Annotated in this window: 15 protein-coding genes, 9 pseudogenes and 1 riboswitch; of the genes and pseudogenes, 16 read left to right on the forward strand and 8 right to left on the reverse strand. The window is 47.6% G+C overall.

Annotated features, from left to right (window positions below; all coding sequences use genetic code 11):
- Window positions 1-9: 9 nt before the first annotated feature.
- The 13 genes and pseudogenes from ABDK09_10620 (at window position 10) to ABDK09_10680 (ending at window position 11625) form a co-directional block, all read left to right on the forward strand.
- Window positions 10-1348 (forward strand): annotated as a pseudogene (locus ABDK09_10620) (AAA family ATPase).
- Window positions 1345-2091, forward strand: a complete 747-nt coding sequence (gene cpaB / locus ABDK09_10625) for a Flp pilus assembly protein CpaB (protein XAW89985.1) — start codon at window positions 1345-1347, stop codon at window positions 2089-2091. The pseudogene ABDK09_10620 and the gene cpaB overlap by 4 nt, the downstream one beginning before the upstream one ends.
- A gap of 8 nt (window positions 2092-2099) precedes the next feature.
- Window positions 2100-3570, forward strand: a pseudogene (locus tag ABDK09_10630) (type II and III secretion system protein family protein).
- 12 nt (window positions 3571-3582) lie between these two features.
- Complete coding sequence (locus ABDK09_10635; GenBank protein XAW89986.1) at window positions 3583-3852, forward strand: hypothetical protein; 270 nt, start codon at window positions 3583-3585, stop codon at window positions 3850-3852.
- A gap of 15 nt (window positions 3853-3867) precedes the next feature.
- Window positions 3868-4149 (forward strand): pilus assembly protein TadG-related protein, encoded by a 282-nt coding sequence (locus ABDK09_10640; protein XAW89987.1) that lies wholly within the window; start codon window positions 3868-3870, stop codon window positions 4147-4149.
- Window position 4150: 1 nt separating this feature from the next.
- Complete coding sequence (locus ABDK09_10645; protein XAW89988.1) at window positions 4151-5038, forward strand: pilus assembly protein; 888 nt, start codon at window positions 4151-4153, stop codon at window positions 5036-5038.
- Window positions 5039-5326, forward strand: coding sequence for a TadE/TadG family type IV pilus assembly protein (locus ABDK09_10650; GenBank protein ID XAW89989.1), 288 nt, complete (start codon window positions 5039-5041; stop codon window positions 5324-5326).
- A gap of 150 nt (window positions 5327-5476) precedes the next feature.
- Window positions 5477-5956 carry a TadE family protein gene (locus tag ABDK09_10655; protein XAW89990.1) on the forward strand — a complete coding sequence of 160 codons (480 nt, stop codon included), beginning with the start codon at window positions 5477-5479 and terminating at the stop codon, window positions 5954-5956.
- A gap of 9 nt (window positions 5957-5965) precedes the next feature.
- Window positions 5966-7186, forward strand: a complete 1221-nt coding sequence (locus ABDK09_10660) for an AAA family ATPase (protein ID XAW89991.1) — start codon at window positions 5966-5968, stop codon at window positions 7184-7186.
- Between the two features lie 15 nt (window positions 7187-7201).
- On the forward strand, window positions 7202-8656 hold the full coding sequence (locus ABDK09_10665) for a CpaF family protein (protein XAW89992.1): 1455 nt from the start codon (window positions 7202-7204) through the stop codon (window positions 8654-8656).
- A gap of 15 nt (window positions 8657-8671) precedes the next feature.
- Window positions 8672-9638: pseudogene (locus tag ABDK09_10670) on the forward strand (type II secretion system F family protein).
- Window position 9639: 1 nt separating this feature from the next.
- Window positions 9640-10596, forward strand: coding sequence for a type II secretion system F family protein (locus ABDK09_10675; GenBank protein XAW89993.1), 957 nt, complete (start codon window positions 9640-9642; stop codon window positions 10594-10596).
- An 11-nt stretch (window positions 10597-10607) separates the two neighbouring features.
- Window positions 10608-11625, forward strand: a pseudogene (locus tag ABDK09_10680) (tetratricopeptide repeat protein).
- 68 nt (window positions 11626-11693) lie between these two features.
- Here the strand turns inward: ABDK09_10680 and ABDK09_10685 are convergent.
- Both ABDK09_10685 and chrA read right to left on the reverse strand, forming a co-directional pair.
- Window positions 11694-12840 (reverse strand): annotated as a pseudogene (locus ABDK09_10685) (HD domain-containing phosphohydrolase).
- 135 nt (window positions 12841-12975) lie between these two features.
- A complete protein-coding gene (gene chrA / locus ABDK09_10690) occupies window positions 12976-14136 on the reverse strand; it encodes a chromate efflux transporter (GenBank protein XAW89994.1) in 1161 nt (386 codons plus the stop codon).
- A 331-nt stretch (window positions 14137-14467) separates the two neighbouring features.
- Here chrA and galM point away from each other — a divergent pair.
- Window positions 14468-15503, forward strand: a pseudogene (gene galM, locus ABDK09_10695) (galactose-1-epimerase).
- 217 nt (window positions 15504-15720) lie between these two features.
- On the opposite strand, the gene ABDK09_10700 reads toward galM, so the two are convergent.
- From ABDK09_10700 to ABDK09_10710, 3 genes and pseudogenes are all read right to left on the reverse strand, one after another.
- On the reverse strand, window positions 15721-16272 hold the full coding sequence (locus tag ABDK09_10700) for a gamma-glutamylcyclotransferase family protein (protein XAW89995.1): 552 nt from the start codon (window positions 16270-16272) through the stop codon (window positions 15721-15723).
- Window positions 16273-16331: 59 nt separating this feature from the next.
- Window positions 16332-17271: pseudogene (locus ABDK09_10705) on the reverse strand (zinc transporter ZntB).
- A 51-nt stretch (window positions 17272-17322) separates the two neighbouring features.
- A pseudogene (locus ABDK09_10710) lies at window positions 17323-18775 on the reverse strand (RimK family protein).
- Between the two features lie 85 nt (window positions 18776-18860).
- On the opposite strand from ABDK09_10710, the gene ABDK09_10715 reads away from it, so the two are divergent.
- The gene (locus ABDK09_10715; GenBank protein ID XAW89996.1) at window positions 18861-19955 is read left to right on the forward strand and encodes a GNAT family N-acetyltransferase/peptidase C39 family protein; all 1095 of its coding nucleotides are present in this window, start codon (window positions 18861-18863) and stop codon (window positions 19953-19955) included.
- A gap of 194 nt (window positions 19956-20149) precedes the next feature.
- The gene (locus tag ABDK09_10720; GenBank protein ID XAW89997.1) at window positions 20150-21334 is read left to right on the forward strand and encodes an NnrS family protein; all 1185 of its coding nucleotides are present in this window, start codon (window positions 20150-20152) and stop codon (window positions 21332-21334) included.
- A gap of 111 nt (window positions 21335-21445) precedes the next feature.
- Here the strand turns inward: ABDK09_10720 and ABDK09_10725 are convergent.
- The 3 genes and pseudogenes from ABDK09_10725 to ABDK09_10735 form a co-directional block, all read right to left on the reverse strand.
- Window positions 21446-22457: pseudogene (locus ABDK09_10725) on the reverse strand (adenosine deaminase).
- 192 nt (window positions 22458-22649) lie between these two features.
- Window positions 22650-22749: riboswitch (purine riboswitch) on the reverse strand.
- Window positions 22750-22938: 189 nt separating this feature from the next.
- The gene (gene dapD, locus ABDK09_10730) at window positions 22939-23970 is read right to left on the reverse strand and encodes a 2,3,4,5-tetrahydropyridine-2,6-dicarboxylate N-succinyltransferase (GenBank protein XAW89998.1); all 1032 of its coding nucleotides are present in this window, start codon (window positions 23968-23970) and stop codon (window positions 22939-22941) included.
- A 348-nt stretch (window positions 23971-24318) separates the two neighbouring features.
- Window positions 24319-24609: a YebG family protein gene (locus ABDK09_10735; GenBank protein XAW89999.1), complete on the reverse strand. Its 291-nt coding sequence runs from the start codon at window positions 24607-24609 to the stop codon at window positions 24319-24321.
- Window positions 24610-24650 lie beyond the last annotated feature (41 nt).

Genomic DNA, 24650 nt, shown 5'->3' on the forward strand with positions numbered 1-24650 from the left:
AGTCAGTCAATGGGCACATTGGTTAAAGATAATATTCATCGAACGGTTTTAACGCCACAAGCCAAAGCTCCAGAGGTGCCAGTAAGTTTTGGTGACTTGAAAGTACCGAAAGCAGTACTGGAAAACTTGGTGTTAAAGCATCTCTCTGCTTATCCCAAAATCGATGTTCTGCAGCTGAGCAAGTATTTATGCATCAGCAGCCACCTTGTGGAAGAGTTGCTCGCCTTACTGAGACTGCGTTCATTGGTAGAGGTATTTCAGGCAGAGTCACACTCTACTGTCGGCCATGTCAGATACGGTTTATCTGAGGCTGGTGGACGGGAAGCCGAGCGTGCATTTTTAAGAGACGCATATATAGGGCCGGCTCCGGTTTCGCTGGATGATTATAATCAGATGGTTTCGGCTCAGGATGTGCGTTTCTAAGATTATTACTCGTCCGGATGTCGAACACGCTCTGAGTGATGTCTATGGTTCAGAACGGTTAATTTCGGTGTTGGGACCGGCGATTAATTCAGGGCGGGCACTGTTACTCTATGGAGATGCGGGGACCGGTAAAACTTTTGTCGCCACCCGATTGCTCAACTCGCTCAACACATCGGTTTATATACCACATGCCGTGTATGCAATGGGCAATGTTATCAAAGTTTATTCTCAGCAGCACCACGTCCGAGTTGAAGAAAGTAAGTGCTTAGATTCTTTGTCTTTTAGGGATCAACATGATCAGCGTTGGGTATTGTGTGAGAGGCCGAGTATCCAGGTCGGTGGTGAGCTGACCATGGAGATGCTGGAAGTGAATCATACTGAGCACAACAGAGTCTGGATGGCACCGCTGCAGATGATGGCCAATAACGGTATTTTCATCATTGATGACCTGGGCCGTCAACCGTTTCCGGTCGATGCTATTCTCAACCGTTGGATTGTGCCGATGGAGTATTTTTATGACTATCTGTCATTGCCAAACGGTCAACAAGTGACTATCCCTTTTATACTGACTTTAGCTTTTTCTACTAACTTGGATCCGGAAAAGATCAGTGACCCTGCGTTCTTGCGTCGGCTAGGATATAAGATTCAGTTCCATCCTCTGGAGAGAACCGAATACCACGCCTTGTGGGAAGATATGGCTGCAACCAAAAATATGACTGTTCAATCATCGTCTTTTGATGCGCTTTATGATTTGCATCGTCGGCATAACATAGGATTTTATCCCTGCCTGCCAAAAGACTTACTTGGGATTAGTCGAGACATCGTTGCTTTTGAAGATACTCAACCCGTTGTTACGCCAGAAATTTTGCAGCGCGCCTGGGAGGTTTACTTCACCGCTGATGGGAAAGGAGGAGGTACCAGATGAGTCGCAATCAAGTGGTTTTATTACTGTTGGTCTCAATATTGTTGGGACTGGGAGCGGTGTTTTTCGCCAAGCAGTGGATGGATAATCAGGTTAGGCCCACAACCGAAGTTGAAGTGGTAGAACGTGTGCCAGTTATTGTTGCCGCTACAGAGATACCGGTGACGACGGTGATTGAAGCGCAGCATCTGACAACACGTCTAATAGAGAAATCCTGGACTAATGACAATCAGTTTAGTGATACGGCGGATGTTATAGGAAAAATTGCTTCTGAGGCTTTGTATCCGGACGAAATTGTACTGAACCAAAGGTTAAGTATTCCTGGTGAAGGTGCCACTCTCGCTGCTGTTCTGCCCGAAGACAAACGTGCAGTAACGATTCGAGTTAATGATGTGATTGGCGTGGCGGGTTTTTTGTTACCGGGCAACAAAGTGGATGTGTTGAGCACTGTTAAATATGGTCAGAACTCCGCGAATACAGATACGGTTCTAAAGGACATTAAAGTTTTGGCAGTTGACCAGACCGCGCGTACCAGTGATAACAAGCCTGTTATTGTGCGTGCTGTAACCTTAGAAGTTTCCCCTAAAGAAGCTGAAAAGCTTTTGAGTGCCAAAAGTAAGGGTGACATCCAACTCGCACTGCGCAATCCCCATGCCATCGAACCTAAAGTGGTGAAATACGTTCCGCCACCAAGCGTTACTATTATTAAAGGGACTGATACATCCAATGTGCGTGTAAGGAATTGAGGTGAGTTATGAAAAACATTTTAGTCATTCTGGCTGTGTTCTTTACATTCAGTACTTGGGGAGCAGCGACTCAGAGCGGTAAAGTTGTCACCGTTTCCGCATCACAAATCGACCCATGTGGTGCTACAGGGCAACGCTAGTCGAGTTTCTTTAGGCGACCCTGAAGTACTGGATATAGTGATGCTAAAATCCAACGAGCTGTTTTTGATTGGTAAAAAATTGGGTTCAACCAACCTGATGGCTTGGGATCGCAGAGGACAGTTAATTGAGTCAATCAATATTGAAGTGACTCATGATGTGAATAGCTTGAAAGCCAAGCTTTACGAATTTTTACCAGATGAAAGTATCGCCGTACACAGCTCGCAGAATCGTCTGATACTGAGCGGTCAGATCAGTTCTCAAGATAAGATGAATGTGGCGTTGCGTTTGGCTGAAACCTACGCTGCGGGGGAGTCAGCAGACAAAGAGACCGACTCGCGCAATAAAGAGGCGGAAAAAACCGGCGTAGTTAATTTGATGAGTATCGGCGGCGCGCAACAGGTGATGTTGGAAGTCACCGTTGCTGAAGTACAGCGCAGCCTGGTACGCCGTTTTGACTCTAATTTTCATTTCTTTCAAAACAACGGTAAATTTTCCTGGGGTGGCACATCGGCTGGTGGTTACATTGATGACATAGCCCCTGGTGTGATTGGCCCGGTGTTTAACTCACCAACCATCGAAGGCACCGGATTGCTGTCTACATTTATTGACGGAGACACTCTGTTTACCCTGGCGCTGGATATCGCTAAAGAAAATGGTGTGGCGAAAGTGTTAGCTGAACCAAATTTGACGGCATTAAGTGGCGCTAAAGCTGAGTTTCTGGCGGGTGGCGAATTTCCTATCCCTGTGCCTGATGACGATGGTATTACCATTGAATATAAACCCTATGGTGTCGGACTGAAATTTATCCCCACTGTACTGAGCGATAAAAAAATTAACCTCAATATGGCAGTGGATGTCAGTGAAATTGCCAGTTCAACCACTTTGACCTTCACACCTACAGGTTCTAATGCTGCTTACTTTATTCCGCCCATTACCCGTCGAAGCGCTTCCTCTACTCTTGAATTGGCGGACGGACAAACTATCGGTATTGCCGGTTTGCTGAGTGAGAACGTGCGTGACTCTATTTCTAAAATGCCTGGTTTGGGTGATATTCCATTATTGGGGCAGCTTTTTAACAGTCAGGAATATATCTCTGGTGAAACTGAACTGGTCATTCTGGTGACTCCAAGATTAGCTAAACCGATTGATCGCTCTAAAGTAACGCTACCTACGGATGCCTTTGTTGAGCCTACTGATATGAAGTACTACTTACTCGGTCAGGGAGCGTATCTGGCTTCACCCGGGGATGTAAAACGCACTCGAGCCTCTTCCTCCTATGACTCTGCTGTCACTGCAGGTAAAGGTGGATCAGAAGGCTCATTCGGCCACGGGTTATAGGGAGATAACAGTATGAAAATGACGCTACTGATCGGTATGGGGATCACGTTGGTCATGAGTGGATGCGCTAACCAGAATCATGTTGGGGTGCAAAAACTAGGCGGACATGTTGCTCAAATCAAAACTTTGCAAACCTACAACCCGAATGCGACTCAAGAGAATATGGTAATTATTCCCGATGGTAATGGCGAGCGTATGGAAGATGCCTACAGTATCTACACGGGTAAAAAAAGTGAAGACCTAAAAGGATCATCGACCAGTCAGATCATTACTGGTTTTTAACCCGGAGAGGGTGCTATGAAAACTCAAGTTAAACCTAAACGTTCGGCTCCAGGACACAAAGGAAGCCAGCGCCAACAAGGTGTGGTGGTTGTGATTGTTACCATTGCATTGTTGGCTATGCTTGGTGCGGCTGCACTAGCCATTGATATTAATCATGCGTTTATGAATCGGACGAAACTACAAAACGGAGTGGACGCAGCTGCTTTGGCTGCAGCCGTTGTTTTAAATAAAAGTGGCGTTGACCAGAAACGCGGTTCAGAATGCGGCCAGCCAGGCAGCAAAAGATGCATTGACTAAGATGGCGCAGTCTTCCGGAAATACTGAAGTGACGGTGCCGGATGCGAATATCGCAGTGACTTTCAATAACGACTCTCGCTTTACCGGCGGTAGCTGTGTGCTGGGAGGTGATTGCTATGTGCGTGTGGCTGTCAGTGACCTGACATTGCAAAGTTTTTTCATCCAATTATTCACTGACACCAAAGCGATTAGTGCTAGCGCTGTTGCCGGCCCCAGTGCTGGGGGCGATACCTGTAATGTCGTGCCGATGGCTATCTGTGCTAATGATGCTACGAATCAAGAGACCGCAGGTTTTGAAGACGGGGTCAATTATGAAATCAAACTAAGCGAAAACAACTCTGAGATGGGGCCGGGTAATTTTCAGTTATTAGATTTGGAAGTGGATGACAGCGAATCGAAAAATGCACAAGACAACCATATTCGTAATCAATTGGCGGGCAACTTCCAAGGCTGCGTTGGTAAAAATGACATTGTGACGACTAAGCCAGGTAATACGATTGGTCCTGTCGGGCAAGGTATCAATACCAGATTTGGCGAATACAAAGGCGGAACAAGTAGTAGCGAATTTACTTCTGATGGAGTAACTACTGAAAACATTACCCATGATGAGTATTTAGCCAACGATTTACACAATGGACGGAGAGAAATTGCAGTGCCGATTGTCGATTGCACTTCTCCGAGTTCTGGCAGCCAGGATTTCTCTGTGGTTGCCGTCGGTTGTTTTTTCCTGGTTGAGAAAGCGCCTGATAACAATAGCGGTAAAGACTCCATTGTGGGTGAGTACATGTACGACTGTACGGTGCAAAACAGCCATAACGATGGTGAAAGTAATACTGGTGGCTCTTATCGTATCGTTTTATACAAAGATCCTTTAAATGAGGATTCATAAATGAAAACGATGCGCGTGAAAAATATTAAAGGATTAGCCTCGATTGAGTTGTTGATTGTTTTACCCGTATTGTTGTTGATACTGGCAGCCATCGCTGAGTTTGGCAATGCCTTCATCCGTTACAACATTCTGAGTAAAGCAGTACAAAATGGTGCTCGCATGGCTGTCACTGAAGTTTACGGTACCGCGAAGGCGGAAAATATTGCTTCCGATGAGGAGATTAAGCAAGCGGTTATGTATGGGAGTCCACAGAAACGTAGTGGACGATACAACGCAGCCAATACTTGAGGCGATGACCGTGACTGTAACCTATAGTACGGGCGATGACTATGTTGTTGTGACTGGCACATATCCTTATCAGCCGCTGGTTGGTCCATGGTTAAACGACCTGTTATCTGATGTGACTTTGACGGCTTCTGCTGTGATGAGGGTGGCGCAATGAGGAGAAAACTAAGAACACAGCATGGTTTAACAGTGATTGAATTCACGATTGTGGCCACTGTTCTGTTAATTATTTTATTTTCAATTTTTGAAATTGCGGTATTTGTTTATTCATTACAGACACTCAATGATATCAGTCGGCGCTCGGCACGTATTGCCGCGGTCTGTGTTGTCAATGATAGTGAGATTAAGACTTTAGTGTTTAGTGAATGGACGCCGAAAGATTTTTCTGTTGATAACATAGAGATTAATTATCTTGATGAAGATGGAGATGTGATTGGTGATCCTGTTACCGGACATATCAGTATTCGTTATGTCAGATCCAGAATTATCAATTACGATTACGGGTTTTCTGGCGCTCTGGGCTTTCTAAGTGATAATGGGGTTATTACTGTACCGGATTTTCAGACGACACTGCCTGCTGAATCTTTGGGAGTATTAAGAGTCGACGATCCAGACGCTAAGACGGATTGTTAAGGAGGGGGCATGGGTGAAACAGTGCATTTATCTCGTGGTGAGAGCGAAAATATTCGTTTAAAGACCAATTTAACTATTTGGATTTTATACTCCAGCGATCGTTTTAAAATTCACCTCAGTGAAGAGTTGTCGTTGTGTCGAAACATCACTTTTAATGCATTTTCTTTGCATAGTGTGAAACAAGACAGCTTTAAGAGTTTTAACCCACCGGATTTGATTTTTGTTGAAACCGGGCCTAACTGGGCGCAAAAAATTGTTGAAATGCAAAACTATGACAGCCTGGAAGCTGACGATGGTTCTAACACATCACTGGTTGTGTTTGGTGATGAAAATGATAGTGGCGCGCTTAAAATAGCATTACGCATCGGCGCGACTGATTTTGTCTCTGATCAGGCTACTTTATCTGATTTAGTTCCACTTTTGAAAAATAGTGCGGAAGAAAAAATATCTGCACGAAAATTAGGTCAGTTGTTTGTGTTTCTTAATACAAAAGGTGGGTCTGGGGCAACTACTATCGCTTTAAATACTGCTGTAGAAGTTGCAATGCAATGTGATCATAAAGTGTTACTGCTCGATTTAGATATTCACTTCGGTGTCATTATGGATTATCTCAACATTAATCCGACCTACAGTATCAATGATGCGATTGCTAATGTTGCTGACTTGGATGAGATGTCTTTGCAGAGTTTAGTCTCAAAGCATCCGTCGGGATTACATGTTTTGAGTTTTAAGCATGAAAATCACAATGAAAACTTTGATAAAGCGATGCAGTTAGGAAAGTTAATTCCAACTTTGCGTGAGTTCTATCCTTATGTGTTTATAGATTTGTCGATGGGTGTTGATAGAATGTTCTCACCGGTGCTATCTCAAGCCGCTAAAGTCTTTATGGTGACTCAGCAAAACTTAGTGGGAATAAAAAATGCCTCGCGGATCGTTAAGTCTTTAATGATGGAATATGGTCTGTCAAAAGATCAAATCGAATTAATTATCAATCGATATGAAAAAAATCAATCGATAAAATTAAAAGATATTCAACAAACATTACCTGGTATGGAGACTCATAGTATTCCCAACGATTTTAAAGTCGCTATTGAGAGTGCCAATCTGGGTAAACCATTTGTTGAGCTGAAGAAAAACAGTTCAATTACTAAATCGATTATCGAACTTTCTCAGACTCTCGCGCCTGAAACTATCGAGCACAAAGGCTGGATAAAGCGATTGTTTTCATGATTCTTCGGAGGCTATATGTTCTTCAAGAGAAAAAATATCAATACGGAATTTCAAGATCAGTCTTTATCGGATTCAGCGATTGTTACCGATGTGTCTGAGCGAACAAGTGGATCTGAATATAAAAATGAGAACCAGTTGGAGCGCAAAGTTCGCGAAGCGGAATTAAAAAATCGAGAAATAGACGATGCGCGTAAGCAACTAGAGCAAGAGCTGTCCATCAAACATTTTTATCATAAACGTTTGCTTGAAACTTTAGACTTAGCACTGCTATCGAGTTTGGAAAAGGAGCGCGCAAAGAAAGACTTACATGATGCTATAGTACAATTGATGGCAGATGATCAGACACATGCACTAAGTGCAGAAGGACGTAAACGTGTTATTAAGCAGATCGAAGATGAGGTGTTTGGCTTAGGGCCGTTAGAGCCTCTCCTCAATGATCCTACAGTGTCAGACATTTTGGTTAATGGCGCTAAAAGTGTTTATGTGGAACGACGCGGTAAACTGGAAAGAACCCCCTACACCTTTTTGGACGATCGCCATCTGCGTAATATTATTGATCGCATTGTCAGTCAGGTTGGTCGTCGAATAGATGAAGCCTCTCCTATGGTTGATGCGCGCTTAGCTGATGGCTCTCGGGTTAATGCTATCATTCCTCCTCTAGCGCTGGACGGCCCTTCCGTATCAATTCGCCGCTTCGCGGTTGATAAGTTAACAATGGACAACCTTTTGGCTTTTAACTCTATATCAGAGCCGATGGCCTGTTTTGTAGAAGCTGCCGTTAAAGGTGAACTTAACGTACTAATCTCTGGGGGTACTGGTTCAGGTAAAACCACCACGCTGAATATTTTCTCCGGATTTATCCCCACAGAAGATCGAATCATCACGATTGAAGATTCGGCTGAGCTACAGTTGCAGCAACCTCACGTTGTGCGTTTGGAAACTCGTCCGGCCAACCTAGAAGGAAAAGGTGAAATTACCCAGAGGGAACTGGTTAAGAACTCGTTGCGTATGCGTCCTGACAGAATAGTCTTGGGGGAAGTTCGTGGTAGTGAAGCGGTTGATATGCTGGCTGCAATGAATACCGGCCATGATGGTTCACTTGCAACGATACACGCCAATACTCCACGCGATGCACTCAGTCGGGTTGAAAATATGTTTTCTATGGCGGGATGGAATATTTCTACAAAGAACTTGCGAGCACAAATTGCTTCAGCGATTCATTTAGTGGTGCAGATGGAGCGTCAGGAAGACGGTAAACGCCGTATGGTTAGCATTACTGAAATTAATGGCATGGAGGGCGATATTATTACTATGTCGGAGATTTTTAAATTTCAGCGCCTTGGAATGGATGAAAATGGCAATGTACTTGGTTATTACACTGCAACTGGTGTCGTGCCACAGTGCCATGATTCATTGTCGAAAAGAGGTTTCCATTTGCCGCATGAAATTTTTAGCGAGGCACACCGTTAGAAACAGGAGGTCTCTATGCAAGATTTAACCATGTTTTTAGTTTTGCTATTTTTTGCCGTGGTGATTATTTCACAAGCATTATTACTACCAGCTGCTGGTAACAAAGCAAAACATAAGCAATTAGCGAGTCGTTTGAAAGAGAGCCAGGCTAACCTCGATGCAGAAAGTCGTTCTTTACTACAGGAGCATTATCTAAAAAGTTTAACACCTCTTGACCGTAAGTTAATACAGATTCCATTACTAGCATCGTTTAAGAAAAATCTTGAATTATCAGGTCTTGACTGGTCATTGTCCCAGACGTTAGCGGTGACTACGCTTTTAAGTGTTGGGGCTGGTTTCGTATTATTGATACTTAATCAGATTTGGTATTTGTGTTTAGCCGCTGTTGCTTTTGTTTGGGTTGCAGTACATCTTTTCGTGCATAAGAAAATTTCAGATCGACTCGCTAAATTTGAAGAACAATTACCTGACGCGATTGATATCATTCGCCGTATGTTACAGGCAGGTCAGCCAGTGAGTCAGGCCTTCAAAGAGGTCGGAGATGAGATGCCATTACCTATAGGCGTTGAATTTAGAAACACGTTCAATTTACTTAATTACGGCTATGATATGCGATTAGCAATTATGCAAATGGCTGACAGAAACTCCTACTGTGTCAATGCTGGCATTTTCCAGCGCCGTACTGTTACAGAAGGAAACCGGTGGTAATTTATCCGAAAATTTGGACAAAGTGTGCAAAGTATTACGTTCTCGTTTTAAGCTAATGCGAAAAATAAAGACTATTTCAGCGGAAAGCCGTATGTCTGCCTGGATATTGGTATTATCACCATTTGTATTATTTATTGCTATGTCACTATTTAAGCCTGAATTTTTAGCTCCATTGTATGAAGATCCGAGAGGGATTAATTTAATTACCTATGGTGTAGTTAGTCTTTTTTTTGGTGCTTTATGGATGAGAAAGATAATAAACTTTGAGGTGTGATATGGAAAATATTATGGCTGTGTTGTCTTCCATTCAACTTTCACAGAGAAACATTTTATTTGCTCTGATAATGATTTCAACTATGTTGCTATTTTTTTCAGTAGCTTTGCTTATCTCTGGTCGTAGGACCAAGATTAAACGCCAATTGAGTGAAATAAGACAAGAGAATCAGGTTGGTTCTCCCAGTTTAAATAAGATTAAAAATAGTAAAATCAGTAATACACTTGAATCTATATCTCCTATGTTTTCTCCCAAAGATATCAAGGAAAGAGATAGTGTTCGTCACCAATTAATGCACGCAGGTTTTCATAGCGCTAGTGCGCTAAATGTTTACTATGCAGTAAAAACAGCTCTTACATTAGCGGCAGTCGCCCTGAGTGCATTGGTGTTTTTTTTATTCCCCAATACTGAGAATCTCCTGTTAATTATTGTTACCTCTATCGCTGTTGGTCTTTTTGGTCCCAATGTTGTTTTAAGGCATTTAGTTAAGAAAAGAAAATCAAAGATTAGAGGGGGCATAGCTGATGCTCTCGATTTGTTGGTGGTGTGTACTGAGTCTGGTTTGGGCTTTAATGCTGCCTTGCGCAGAGTTGCGGATGAATTGGTGATTTCTCACCCAGAGTTGGCGGATGAACTTGATACTGTTTGCGCTAAAATTAAGGCGGGTGTGGAAGTTCCTCAGGCGTTAGCTCAACTAGTTGAACGGACAGGTATCACAGAGATTAGCGGATTAGTAAGCATGTTAGCGCACGCATCTCGGATTGGCGGTAGTCTGGCTCAAACATTGCGTGATTATACTGAAGACTTTCGTGACAAACGTAATCAAGAAGTCGAAGAGATCGCTGCTAAAATCCCAACAAAGATGATCTTTCCGCTGTTACTTTTTATATGGCCATGTTTCTTTATTGTTGCTGTCGGCCCTACCATTCTTTTCTTGTTAGTCTATTTTAGTTCGTAGAGGAGAGGTTTATGAGATATAAAGTTGTTGCTCTTTGCGTAAGTATTCTAGCGGGTTGTGCTAACCAATCCCCCCAACCTAAACCTTTCGACAACGCCCTTTACGATGGTCGTCCGGTCGAAACGCTAAGTTCTGACGCCGCGCCGATGACTGAAACTGAAGCGATCAAACGTGGCGACTATGCGCTGAAAAACAATAATACCGACTTAGCTCTGTATGAGTACCTGCGTTTCTCTGGATTTCCCTGACACGCAATATCGTGACAAAACCTTGTATACCGTCGGTCGGATTCACCAATCACGTGGCAACCTGGATTTGTCCGAGCAAGCTTATCTGCTCGCTCTGGAGGCAAACCCAAATAATATTCAGGTTTTGGAACAGTTGGGCTCCAATTACACCAAGCAAGGCGATACCAAGCAGGGGGAAAGTTACTTTTTACGTGCCATCAATGCCGACCAACTACGCTTGGCAAGCCGCAATAAACTGGATAGTTCCAACGTTTCTGTTGAACAGATCGATAAGTTGAGCAGTGATGATAAGTCACCGGCGTTGGCTTACATGGGATTGGGCATTTTATATGATGTCAAAGCCAGCCATGATGTGGCGAAAGGTTTCTATCGACATGCACTGCAAATCGAGCCTAAATCGAGTAAGGCGCTGATGAACATGGGCTACTCGTACTACATGAGCGGAGAGTATGCGCCGGCTAAACGTTATACTCAGGCTGCTTTAGAGCAGGACAGCAGTAACCAGAGAGCGCAGAACAATCTGGCGTTGATTTATCTGGCCGAAGGTGAAGCTCAGCGTGCGCTTAACGTGTTTATGCGTTTTATGGATGCACCGGAAGCGCTCAACAATGTCGGCTATTTTTTAATGTTGCAGGGCAAACCTGAAGATGCGATTCCGTTCCTGCAACAAGCAATCGACAAAAAGCCTTCCTACTACAAGGTGGCAAATGAAAATCTGGAGCGTGCGTTACTTGAGGTGCGTGCTAATTCGAGTGACAGCACACGAGTCAAGGTTCAGTAACTGAACTCATCTGTACCTCTAAACAATAAGCGGAACCTCAGGGTTCCGCTTATTGTTTGTAGCCTCTGTTAAAGTTTATCGATCGGATCCGGTTCTGGGTAGGCTTCAATCACTTTTTTCAGATAGTCCTGATGGCCGCGCAGTGCATTCACACAGTGTTTGTCTAGTTTGCCGACAACCACCATTTTTTCCAGCTCCAGCAAGGCAAAAGGAACGGACCAGGCCTGTTTATACGGGTGGTGACTGGTCAGCGCATCAAAAATATTAGCGACAGAAATAATGCGAGCCGATATCGGGATATCATCCTGGGTCAAACCGTAGGGATAGCCACTGCCGTCTAAAAACTCGTGATGATAGGCGACGATCTCTTTCAATACCGACACACATGGATGGTTGGGGGCCCCCATGTCGTCAATGATGTGATTGATGATCTCGACCCCTTTTTCAACGTGGTCATTGAGTTGTTCTCGCTCTTCATCTGCTAGGGAGTTCGGTTTGTTGAGCACACTGGGTGGTACCGCCAATTTACCGATATCATGGCATTTAGAGAACTGGCTGATGGTTTCGATCATCTCGTCATCGAGGTCATAAATAGGGGCAACCTCCAGGGCAATCACTTTAGCGAAGCGGCTGATGCGCTCCCGATGTTCATGGGATTCCTGAAAGTGTTCTGGCGAGCTGGCGTTGATGTCATTGGCGGAATTGAGCAGGGCATGAACCAGATCGTATTCAGAAGAGACAATAAAGCGGATGATCTCAATGTAAGGTTTGAGAGAGACTTTACGGACTTCATTGAAATAGTCTTTCTGACACGAGTTGAGAAAGATAAAGCCGATGAACTCATCGCCATGATAAGCCGGGACAGCCAGGGAAGAATGGAAACCTTGTTCAATCAGCCATTTGGTGTGCGGGTAGTTAGGGACTAACTCGTTTGGAATATCATTCAGATAGCGCGGTTTCTCCGGAGAGCGAGCACTGTTTGAGGGCGGACAGTGCTTCCAGCGGAAACTCATAATGCATCAGTTCATAACCATGAAACGTACTGTCGGCATAAGTCTTTAAATTACCGCTTTCTGCATCGTACAAAGCAAACGAAATACGGTCGATCTCCGGCTCAGCCACCCTTAACCTCTGGTGGATATCGGCTAACTGGTTATTCAAAGTACCAGCAGTCGGAAAGTAACTGTGTTCGCTGGTTTTGCTGTGTGTTTCCATCGGTACGCCTCCTCATAGATCCCCTTTCTGCTAACAGTTAAGTTTAGGTGATCGAGTAAGGAAACGACCAATGGTGAGCCAACAATTTGCACTAATTATTGACCTTTCCCCAAACAACTTGGAGTCGCTGCAGCTTCAAGTTGGAAGGGGATAAATGAATCCCAGCAGAATGCCAGCAAGCGCAAAGAACAGCACGAGTACCAAGATAGGGGCGCGAGCGACTTTTAACAGGATAAAACCGATCAGCAGACAAGCCAGATCGTAAGCATCTGCGACTGCGCTGGTAAATACCGGCTGATAAAGCGCCGCAAGCAGCAGACCAACCACACAGGCATTAACCCCTTTCAATGCCCCGGCGATGGCAGGAACGTTCGACAGTGCTTGCCAGTTCTTAATCACGCCCAACAGCAGCAGGAACCCTGGCAGGAAAATCGCCAGGGTTGCCAGCAGAGCACCGACCACAGGAGTTTCAGGATGGAGGACAAAGCCCAGGAAGGTCGCCAGAGTAAACATAGGGCCAGGAACGGCCTGCGCGGCAGCGTAGCCGGTCAAAAAGGTGTCGGTTGTGAGGTTATCTGCCAGAGAATTTTGCAGCAGAGGCAGCACGACATGGCCGCCGCCAAATACCAGACTGCCGGCCTGATAAAACTGATCTAATGTTTGCCAGTAGGATGATAGTGGCGCGAGCAGAGGTAAAGCAAAAAACAGGGCGAGAAAAGCGACTAAAGGCGGCCATGACAGCGAAAATCTGCTGGCTTTAGCTGTGCTTGTTGGCTGTTTCAGATAAAGGGCCCCAATTAAGGCACCGATGATCAGCACCAACATTTGGCTGCTCAACGAAGGGATGACGAGCAGAACAATCGCGGTGACTAAGCAGAGTGACAAGGTGAGTTTGTGCTGACAAAAATTTTTAAACATACCCCAGGTGGCATCCGCCACAACCATAACCGCCAGCAGTTTCAATCCATGCACGATATGCTGAAATAGCGGCTGCTGGAGAAATTGGCTGCTCAGCAGGGCAACGGCCAGCATCAGCAGCACCGAAGGCAAGGTAAAGCCGATAAAAGCCGCGCATGCACCGCTCAGGCCGCCACGCTGGTAACCGAGCGCAAAACCCACCTGGCTGGATCCCGGACCTGGTAAAAACTGGCTGAGCGCAACCAGCTGTGCGTATTCTTCGTCACTCAGCCATGCGCGCTCTTCGACAAAGGTTTGGCGAAAATAACCGATATGTGCTGCCGGGCCGCCAAAACTAACCCATCCTAAGGCAAAGAAAATTTTAAATATCTCGAACATAACCGCCTGCTGCTTACACTCGTTGGATTAACTGAGGAAAATGTAATTCCTTACTACTTGCTCCTCAACGGCAAAGTTGTAAGAAAATAGCGCAGTGAGATGACAATTACACGACAGCTTTCAGTTGTTAGGCAGTCTTATCATTGATGGAGATTGGTTTAGTTAACACTAGTGAGAACGTTTTCACTAGTGCGGACTAACTCACAGTCAACCCAATGGGTTAGTTGTTAGACTGGGGTTATTGATCCGATAAGGAAGCCTGCACGCTGAGTGTTTTGCCGCTTCCGTAACCAAAAGAGAGGATGTGGTGAAAAGTTCGTTGTTTGAATCTATGACACAGCAGGTGTTTAGTGATGGCCGTCTGGCGCAGCTGGTGGAGCTGACCAATCGTCACGGGATGAGTATTGTGCTGATGGATGTCGGCGCTACCTGGCTCAGCTGCCGCTTGCCGCTGGCTCAAGAAAGCCGCGAAGTGCTGCTCGGTGTCGACACTATGGCTAACTTTGTAGCGCAGGGTGCATTTATGGGCGCTTCGGTCGGGCGTTATGCCAACCGGATTGCTAATGCGCGTTACTGCTATCAGGGTGAAGATGTTCAGGTTGTGGCCAGTCAGGGTAAAAACTGTTTGCATGGTGGTGCTCCGGGCTGGAGCCATCGTCGCTGGACGCTGGACAGCCAAGGTGACAACTTCGCCTGCTTTACCATTGAATCAGAAGATGGTGAGCAGGGTTTTCCTGGTCATGTCAGTGCGTCGGTGCGCTATGAAACTGGGTGAGGATAACCAGGTCAGTATTACCTACCAGGCCACGACCGATAAGCCAACCCCGGTTAACCTGACCAATCATGCTTATTTCAACCTGATGGGGGCTGAGTCCGGCTGTGATGTACTGGGGCATACATTGTCGATTGCGGCATCTGAGTATCTGCCGATTGATGATACTGCGATTCCGCTGGGGCAATTAGCGCCGGTGCAGGGTAGCGGGTTTGATTTCCAGCAGGCGAAAACCATTGGTCAGGATCTGCTTAAAGATGATCAGCAGCAAGTGTCGAAAGGCTATGACCACAGCTACTGGCTCAATGATGAATGTCGCAGCGGGCAGTGTGCCGCGACCCTGACTTCAGATGACCAGCAAGTGGTGCTGCAGGTCTTTACCGCTAAGCCCGCGCTGCAGCTGTACAGCGGCAACTGGCTGCAAGGTACGCCGGGCCGTAATGGCAATGAGTATCAGAGTTATCAGGGTGTGGCCTTGGAAACTCAGTTTCTGCCAGACTCACCTAACCATCCGGAATGGGACCAGCAAAGCTGTATCTTGTTACCGGAGCAGGAATATAACTTCACGACGGTTTATCAGTTCCAACTGGCATAGCTATCCCCTTCCTATTTGGAGCTGTAGCGGTGTTGGCTGTATTCGTTCACCCCAATCACATAGTGTATCTATGCTCATGGGGATTCACTCATTTGCCGCCTACCTACAGCTTCAAATAGTTTGGGTATATATAGCGCGTTAGCGTGCTACCAGAGATGAAAAAGGCCCTCTGCGCGCAGAGGGCCTTTGTGTAACTGATGGATTCTGTGCTGAGTATCTAGCGCACGTCAGCCAGCAGGGCATCGATCAGCGGATGGTGAGCCTGCTTTACTCCGGCCAGATTACCGTATTTCGGGGCATGGCGATCGTTTTCCAGCGGATGATGCCAGCCAAGTGTGTGCTCGACAAAATGGCGCGCGAAGTTTTCGGACACTTCCAGGCAACCGGCCAGTACGGTATCGACATAAGTCTGGACGATAGGACTGTTAACACATGGCGGCTGATGATCATCTTTGATGTAGACCCAGATGGGTTGGCTGCGATCAAAGGCGTGATCAGTTGCAATTTGATCGGCGCTCAGAGCAATGCGCTGATAGCCACGTTCGCGGCGATCAAATTCCACCAGTGCGGCATCATCAATCTCAAGCAGTACGCCATTCACTTCGCCCTGGCCCGGATTGACCACTAAAGGCGAGATGACATAACTGTCGTCAATTTTTCCCCAGTGGCGCACTAAGCCGTGCACAATCGCGGGTAATGCCTGACCGGTATTACCGGTCAGTTGCCGTGAGGCTGAATTCATCAGGCTGCCGTAGCCGAAAATATACATAAACTGTTCCTACTGCTTAGTGACATGCGCTTACTCAGCGAACTTCGCTTATTCTGTGGTTACTTGCCGCCAAAGAACTGCAGACGACGCAATATCCAGAATTCCAGTCCGAAGATCAGTACCAGTCCGGCACAGAAACAGGCCGAATGCAATCGGTGATTCTGTTCCGGGAATACCACCTACGTTAACACCGAGCAGGCCGGTAAGGAAACTGGTTGGCAGGAAAATCGCCGCAATCACAGAGAACAGATAGGTGTTCTGGTTCATTTTTTCCGCATGGTACTGACGCAGTTCCCCTTTGATGATTTCCAGTTCACTCAGGTAAAAATCGAGCGTTTCGTTGATGCGGGTGATGGTGTTGACACTATGGCGTAATCGCAACTGTTTATGGCCGGCCAGTGGCACACTCGAGTTCTGATAATCGTCAATCGCGTATTGCTGTGGCTTAATGAAGCGTTTGATTTTCAACAGAGCTTTGTGCGTGGTCATCAGTTCTTCGGTCAGCTCCAGCTGGTCATCAAAATCGGTGATCTTTTCTTCCACCAGATCGAGATAAAAGTCGATGTTGCGGCTCAGTCCGTCAATCACGCCCAGCACCAGTTCGGCCAGTGTCTTTGGTCCGCGCCCTTCGCTGAGTGCAGTGCGAATGGCATTGATGGTTTTGGACGGGATCTTGCGGCTCGAAATCAGTGCACCGTTGTAACACAGGATGCGCACACTGAGCATGTCGGCCGGGTCGGCGTTTTCGTTCAGATTGACGCCGCGCAGAATGAGCAGAAAGTTCTGCTCATCATACTGCTCAAACAGCGGCCGGGTATCTTCGGCCAGCAGACTGTCGATGATCGAAGCCGGAATGGCGTTGTCGATCAGCCACTCTCTTACTCCCGGCGCATCACGCTGGCAGTGATACCAGTGATCCGCTTCTATGCTGTCGGGTGTCTGAGTGGGCTGAATAACTTTTGATTCAGTGAAGTGCCAGTGATCGATGAGAAAATTCATATCGGTCCTTTTTGTGAGAAAGTTCAGCAGGCCACAAGCGGCCTGCCAAGCTTAGAAACCACGCATCTGAATGCGGCGTAAAAACTCAGTCATCACCCGGTCGTACAGCAGATCGCCCAGGAAGGCGTCTTCAACGTGGTGATCAATGCTCGGGTTATCGTTGACCTCGATGACATACACCTGGCCGTCAATTTCTTTTAAGTCAACACCATACAGGCCACCACCAATCAAGTTTGCGGCTTTGACTGCCACGTCGACAACCTGTTTCGGTACCTGTTTCAGGTCGAGGGTTTCGAAACCGCCTGATGAAACACGGCCGCTGTTGTGGTGTTGGTAAATCTGCCAGTGGCCGCGGCTCATCATATACTTACAGGCAAAGATTGGCTGGCGGTTCATCACACCGATACGCCAGTCGTAGTCGGTGGGCATAAAGGCCTGTGCCAGAATCAGCGCGCTCTTTTCAAACAGCGCCGCGGCTTCCTTCTCCAGTTCCTGTTCGTTACGCACTTTCACCACACCACGTGAGAATGCGCCATCAGGAATCTTCAGCACCATAGGGAACTCAAGATGTTGCTGCAGATGGGCCTGCCAGTCCTGGTCAAAGCTTTGCAGGATCACGCTTTTCGGTGCCGGCACATTATTGCGTTGCAGAAGTTCGGTCAGAAATACCTTGTTGGTACATTTCATGATCGATTCTGAGTCGTCCATCACCACCAGGCCCATTTTTTCAGCCGTTTTGGCAAAGCGATAGGTGTAGTTACTGATGTTGGTGGTTGCGCGGATAAACAGGCCGTCAAATTCGCCCAGGCGCGACAAGTCGTCCGGCGAAATGTTTTCCAGGTTCATACCTAAGCGGTTCGCAGCGCGGCGAAAACGCTTCAGTGCCGAAGCATCTGATGGCGGCATTTTCTCTTCTTCATCGACCAGCATGGCGATGTCGTAGCGATATTTCTTCTCTTGTTTCGGTTTGCGCCATACCTTGGTCGAGAACAGTTCCAGCGACTCGATAAAGAAATCCTGCTCAGGATCTTTGAGGTCCTGGAACGGGAACGGCGCGATTTTGCTGATTTGCCACTGGCCCTGACCCTTGGTCATTTCCAGTTCAATCACCGGCACCATGAACTGCTCAAACAGGTGACGAGCCAGTTTGTCCAGGCCGGGTTTCCGGCGTACGACCGAAGTAAATTTTACACGCGATAGTCTCGGTGTTTTTACACAGTTTATTGAGTTTCAGCAGTCCGGATGAAAGCAAAAATGGCTGATTAATATCATTAATCGCCATTACGCGCGGAATCACGCGGTGGCCACGGGCTTCTGCCATCAGCGAGCAGTAGTAGCCGGTACTCATGTAGTCATAATCGCGACACAGGTTAACAACCTGCAGGCTGCGGTGGTTGTTTTTCCAGTCTGCGTCCAGGTATTGATCGACGCTGATCACTTGTTCTGAAGGGAAGTACTGTTGCCAGTCACTGGCCTGATCGGTCACGATTAAAAGGTTTGCCATCTTTCGTTTTTTCCTATAGCAATAGGTGTATGATTATGTCGCAATCTTGCCAACTACTATCCTGTCAACCCAGTAAGGACATCGTATGGACTTTCGTCATGCGAAAGACTCTGATCTCTCTGCGCTCAATGCGTTAGAACAACAGCTGTTTGAAGGAGATAAAATTTCTCCGCGTCAAATGAAGCGCTTTTTGCACTCCGACCAGGCAATCATGTTGGTGGCTGATGCCGGTGAGGAACTGGCTGGATATGCATTGTTGTTGTTTCATCAAGGTACACAGCTATCAAGGTTGTATTCGATTGCCGTAAAACCTGATTTCAGAGGACGGAGGATTGCTCAGACTTTAGTTGAGCAATGCGAGCGTGCCGCTCTTGATCAAGGCTCTACTACATTACGGCTAGAAGTTCGTGAAGACAATATAGCAGCCATTAAATTATATGAAAAAATGGGCTATAAAACTTTGAAGCTATTGATACATTACTATGACGATTTCTGTGATGGGCGTCGCATGCAAAAGCGTTTGGCGCCACATGGTCCGAAAGTTCTGCTACCGATGCCTTTATATGTTCAGACCACGCCTTTTACCTGCGGTGCTGCCTGTCTGCTGATGAGTTTTTCCTGCCTGGATGAAAGCTTCGAGCCAAGCCGGGTGAAAGAAATGCAGTTGTGGCGCGAAGCGACCACGATTTTCATGGCTGCCGGGCACGGCGGGTGCAGCGGACAAGGGCTGGCTCTGGCGGCGGCACGGCGCGGATTTCATGTTGAGTTGTGGAATCAGTCGCGCAGCACACCGTTTATCGACAGTGTACGTGACGCGAACAAAAAAGAGGTGATTGAACTGGTTCATCAGGATTTTTGCCGCCAGTTGCTGGAGGAAGATGTTGAAACCATTGATGCTCCGCCAACTCAGGCTCAGCTTGAAGAGTGGGTGAATCAGGGATCTTGTGTGCTGCTGCTGATCAGTACCTATCGTTTTGACGGTAAGAAAGAGCCGCACTGGATAGTGCTGAGCGGGATGAGTGAGAAGTTTTTCTTTTTCCATGATCCGCATGCAGAATCGGAAGATCATGCAGTGGCCTCCGGCTATGTACCGGTCGGTAAAAAAGCCCTGTCGCAGATCCTCGGCTTTGGTAAGCAAAAACAGATTGCCTGTGTGGTTATCAGCCGGCGCGAATCATAAGTTAACCCTTAAGCTGTCACTAGGAAGCTGTTACTAGGTTAAAAAGATTTAAAGGAGTCATTATGACTCCTTTTTTGTTGGGTTAATTTGACCTGATTTTTTATAATTCATTGATTATTAATCATTAATATCTTGGCTCAAATCGTGCAGTTCATTGCAGCAGAATCTAATCAATTGCTGGCGAAGGAGCCAATATGCTGAATATTGTCGACAGACAGGCCGAGGAGCGAATTCCGGCGATTTTACGCTCGGGTTTTCGGCCGTTGTTTTTGCTGGGGTGTGTCTATGCTGTGATCGCGGTCGGCGCCTGGGTTGTCATGTTTCAACATGGTCAGCCGCAATGGCTGGCGGTGCCTGCGTTGTGGTGGCATGTGCATGAAATGCTGTTCGGCTTTGCGATGGCGATCGTAGCGGGCTTTCTGCTCACTGCCGTGCAGAACTGGACCTCGATTCCCGCAACAAAAGGTTGGCGCCTGGCGCTGGTGGCCGGGCTGTGGCTGTTGGTGCGTGTTCTGCTCTGGACTCCATTGCCGCTGTGGCTGACGGCCAGTATTGAAGCGCTGTTTCTGGCTCTGACTGCCTATGAGGTCGGGATTCGTCTGGTGCGTGCCCGCGGCTGGAGCAATCAGTTTTTTATTCCGTTACTTGCCCTTGCGATTGGCGCTAACTTTGCCAGCTATGCCACCATCAAAGGCGTGGCACCGTTTTCGGCCGCGGCAGTGTGGCAGGCGATGCTGTGGTGGTTTACCTTGCTGCTGGCGGTGATGGGCGGGCGGGTGATCCCGTTTTTTACCGCGCGTCGTTTCCAGCTGGAGCAAGCAAAGCCGAAAGTGTGGCTGGAATGGCTCGCTAATGCGCCGTTGCTGGCGCTGTTTATTGTGAGCTTTTTCCCGTTAACGGCAGACAGTGTCGCGCGTCCGCTGATGCTTTTAGCCGGAGCGGCTCAGTTACTGCGCTGGTGGCGCTGGCAGCCCTGGCGCACGCTGAGAGAACCCCTGGTGTGGTCGCTGCATGCGGCTTATCTGTGCATACCGCTTAGTCTGCTGTTACGGGGCGCAATCGGGCATCCGTTGTTTGCGCACAATATGCTGCACCTGCTGGCTATCGGTGCGCTGGCCGGCCTGATTCTGGCTATGGTTGCCCGGGTGTCGATGGGACATACAGGACGAGCCATTTATCAGGGGCCGGATATGAGCCTGGCGTTTGGCGCGCTGCTGCTTGCCGCTCTGGTACGCAGTCTAGGTGTTGCGCTGTTGCCTGCGCATTTAATGTGGTGGGTGAATCTCAGTGCCTTGCTGTGGATAGCGGCGTTCGGTCTGTTTATTGTGCGTTTTGGTCCGATGTTGCTGACGCCACGCGTTGATGGTCATCCGGGGTAAAACGCACAGGAGTCGGGTGCTGAGGTAAAAAAAGCTGCGCGAAATGCGCAGCTTGATGATGTGGGTGGTTATCACTCAGAATATCGCTCAGAGTATGACTCAGTGCCTGATTCAGGCGCTAAAGCGTGCCAATACGCTGTCAACCTGCGCGTTCATGCGTGCTTTCTCCGCCTCGGAGATAAAGCTGGCTTCAATCGCATTGCGGGTGAACTGGGCCAGCTCCTGATGGGTCATTGTGTGTGCATCCGATACTGCCATGAAGTTGTCGGTCATGTAGCCGCCAAAGTAGGCCGGGTCGTCCGAGTTAATGGTGACACACAGCCCCTGGCGCAGCAGTTTCGACGATGTTGTGCTCAGCCATGTGCTGGAATACTTTCAGCTTCAGATTGGAAAGCGGACACACGGTCAGCGGCATACGGGTCTGTTTCAACTCTTCCACCAGCGCCGCATCTTCAACGCAGCGTACGCCGTGATCGACCCGTTGTACGCCGAGCAGATCAATGGCATTGCGGATATTGAGCGCCGGGCCCTCTTCGCCGGCGTGAGCGACGGCAATAAAACCGGCTTCACGTGCTTTGGCAAACACGCGGCTGAATTTCTCCGGCGGGTGACCCTGCTCAGAGGAGTCCAGACCGACACCGACAATTTTGTCCTTATACGGCACAGCCAGTTCCAGGGTCTGCAGCGCTTCTTCTTCACTCAGGTGGCGCAGGAAGCACATGATGATCTGACTGGTAATACCGAGTTCCTGCTCAGCTTTATTGAGAGCGGCGACGATGCCATTCAGTACGGTTTCAAACGCAATGCCGCGCGCGGTGTGTGTCTGCGGATCGAAAAAGATCTCGGTGTGCATCACGTTATCCTGCTGGCAACACAGCAGGTATTCCCAGGTCAGATCGAAAAAGTCCTGCTCGTGGATCAGCACATTGGCGCCCTGATAATAGATATCGAGGAAAGATTGCAGGTTAGAAAACTGGTAGGCGGCGCGCACTTCTTCGGGGGAAGCAAACGGAATGTCGATTTGGTTACGCTGAGCGAGTTTGAACATCAGTTCAGGTTCAAGTGAACCTTCGATGTGGAGGTGAAGTTCTACTTTTGGAAGTTGCTGAATAAATTCTTTCATATGTCGGCCTCACACCAAGCGAAACCGGTGATTCATCTCTCATGATTCATCATCCCGTGATTCCGGTTGGCATTGATCAAAAAGTTTATCTGCAGTGCATCTGAGTCGCGCGGGCGCTACTGAGATAACGGGGCAGAGATTAATCGCTTTTCGCCTTGGGCGGTGGTGTCGGGCCATACAAAGAGAAAAGCGATCATGCGCTTAACTCTTCGTAATCAGAATTTTACGGATTCTGGTAGAGACCCCCACACCTTATCAGTGGGGTTATACGAAGCAACAGTTGTGAGTTCCATTTTGTATCGGAACATGGCTAATGATAACCGATTGAGAGAAAAACGCCAATTTTCAGCAAGCTGCGCAGATGAAGGGCAAACCAAAGGAAGGGCAAACTAAATGAAAGACAGACCTAAGTAAGCCGGAAGAGCGGACAAACAAAAGGCCGGCACTATGGCCAGCCTCATTAATCATTAAGGAGTGATCCTTAGTTGTTGCTGTGCAGCTCGCTGTTCAGCTCAACCGCAGATTTGTTCGCCAGACACTCAACCTGACCGGTTTGAGAGTTGCGACGGAACAGCAGGTCAGAAACACCAGCCAGATCACGTGCTTTAACGATTTCCACTTCTTTACCCTGGTTGTCCAGCATGCGTACCTTAGTACCTGCTGTTACATACAGACCAGATTCAACCGTACAACGGTCACCCAGCGGGAAGCCCAGACCAGAGTTTGCGCCCAGCAGTGAGTTTTCACCGATAGAAACCACGACTTTACCGCCGCCAGACAGAGTACCCATGATAGAAGCACCACCGCCGATGTCCGAACCGTTACCAACCAGTACGCCGGCAGAGATACGGCCTTCAACCATGCTCACACCTGTGGTGCCGGCGTTGAAGTTGATGAAGCCTTCGTGCATAACTGTAGTACCTTCGCCCACGTGTGCGCCAAGACGGACACGAGACGTGTCAGCAATACGGATACCCGTTGGTACCACGTAATCCACCATTTTAGGGAATTTGTCTACACAATCGACGCTCAGAGCACGGCCTGCCAGGCGCGCTTCGATTTGACGATCAGCCAGTTCTGGCAGGTCGATCGGACCTTCGTTGGTCCATGCGATGTTGTGCAGCAGACCGAAGATGCCATCCAGGATGATGCCGTGTGGCTGAACCAGACGGTTTGAGATCAGTTGCAGTTTCAGGAAACCTTCTGCCACGCTCTGTGGTTGCTCGTCTGCTGCCAGTACAACCAGTACCAGTGGCTGAGCTGAAGCCGCTGCTTTTTCCGCAAATGATGCGTTTGCTGCCTGCTCGTTAGCTGCGAAAGCTTGTGCCAGTTGTGCACTCTGCTCTGCGCTGATTTCGATTGCCTGGTTACCTTCGCTGTAGCCTGCAACAGCCGCTACGTCAGCAATCAGCTTGTCGCTTGGGTTCAGAATTGGGGCAGGGAAGAAAGCTTCAATGATTTTACCGTCGCGGTTTTTGGTCGCGCTGCCAAAGCCAAGTGCAAAGTTTGCCATGTTGGTCTCCATAAACTTTATAATAAGTAATCCGTTGAGCAGCAGGTTGAGCGCTGCTGCCTGTTTAAAAATGATTCGCTGAAAACGATTAAGCTCATCATAAAGAGAGTCACCCGGCGAGGAAAGTGCTAAGCGGGGATCCGTCCGTAGAACGATACTTTTTGTCTGATGAAAGATATATCTCTTTAGATGGAATTATACCCTGCCTGCTTGAAGCTGCAGCGGTGTTGGCTGTAACTGCAAGTCGTTCGGGGATGATTAAAATAGAAAAACCGCTGCCGGTTTATCCGCTTAAGCCGCAAAGCAACGACTTGTTCCGGATAACAACAACAGCGGTTTGGGATTGGATTAAGCGGCGTCGTCGACAGCTTGATCGTCTTTGACAGCTTTAGGTTTCTTTGGTGTCGGTTTACGTTTGGCGCCCAGGGCGTACAGAACTTCTTCTTTGTTCTGGGCCAGATACATGGCCAGCTCTTCCTGTTTGCTTTCGTCTTCTACCAGTTCACTTTTACCCAGCAGCTCGAACAGCTCGTCCGCCATGTCCAGCATTTTGTCATATGCGTCAGCTTCGGCTTTCGAGGTAAAAGTCATTTTCTCTTCTCCGTTGCGTTCCACCACGTACTTAACGATGACAGCCATGGTTCATCCTCTACATTTTGCTAATAAATTACTGGCTTTTT

Source organism: Vibrio sp. CDRSL-10 TSBA (assembly GCA_039696685.1).
Classification (GTDB): domain Bacteria; phylum Pseudomonadota; class Gammaproteobacteria; order Enterobacterales; family Vibrionaceae; genus Vibrio.

Coding starts and splice junctions, on each gene's coding strand:
- cpaB (XAW89985.1), top strand. CDS start 1,345: ATGAGTCGCAATCAAGTGGTTTTATTACTGTTGGTCTCAATATTGTTG.
- ABDK09_10635 (XAW89986.1), top strand. CDS start 3,583: ATGAAAATGACGCTACTGATCGGTATGGGGATCACGTTGGTCATGAGT.
- ABDK09_10640 (XAW89987.1), top strand. CDS start 3,868: ATGAAAACTCAAGTTAAACCTAAACGTTCGGCTCCAGGACACAAAGGA.
- ABDK09_10645 (XAW89988.1), top strand. CDS start 4,151: ATGGCGCAGTCTTCCGGAAATACTGAAGTGACGGTGCCGGATGCGAAT.
- ABDK09_10650 (XAW89989.1), top strand. CDS start 5,039: ATGAAAACGATGCGCGTGAAAAATATTAAAGGATTAGCCTCGATTGAG.
- ABDK09_10655 (XAW89990.1), top strand. CDS start 5,477: ATGAGGAGAAAACTAAGAACACAGCATGGTTTAACAGTGATTGAATTC.
- ABDK09_10660 (XAW89991.1), top strand. CDS start 5,966: ATGGGTGAAACAGTGCATTTATCTCGTGGTGAGAGCGAAAATATTCGT.
- ABDK09_10665 (XAW89992.1), top strand. CDS start 7,202: ATGTTCTTCAAGAGAAAAAATATCAATACGGAATTTCAAGATCAGTCT.
- ABDK09_10675 (XAW89993.1), top strand. CDS start 9,640: ATGGAAAATATTATGGCTGTGTTGTCTTCCATTCAACTTTCACAGAGA.
- chrA (XAW89994.1), bottom strand. CDS start 14,136: ATGTTCGAGATATTTAAAATTTTCTTTGCCTTAGGATGGGTTAGTTTT.
- ABDK09_10700 (XAW89995.1), bottom strand. CDS start 16,272: ATGTATATTTTCGGCTACGGCAGCCTGATGAATTCAGCCTCACGGCAA.
- ABDK09_10715 (XAW89996.1), top strand. CDS start 18,861: ATGGACTTTCGTCATGCGAAAGACTCTGATCTCTCTGCGCTCAATGCG.
- ABDK09_10720 (XAW89997.1), top strand. CDS start 20,150: ATGCTGAATATTGTCGACAGACAGGCCGAGGAGCGAATTCCGGCGATT.
- dapD (XAW89998.1), bottom strand. CDS start 23,970: ATGGCAAACTTTGCACTTGGCTTTGGCAGCGCGACCAAAAACCGCGAC.
- ABDK09_10735 (XAW89999.1), bottom strand. CDS start 24,609: ATGGCTGTCATCGTTAAGTACGTGGTGGAACGCAACGGAGAAGAGAAA.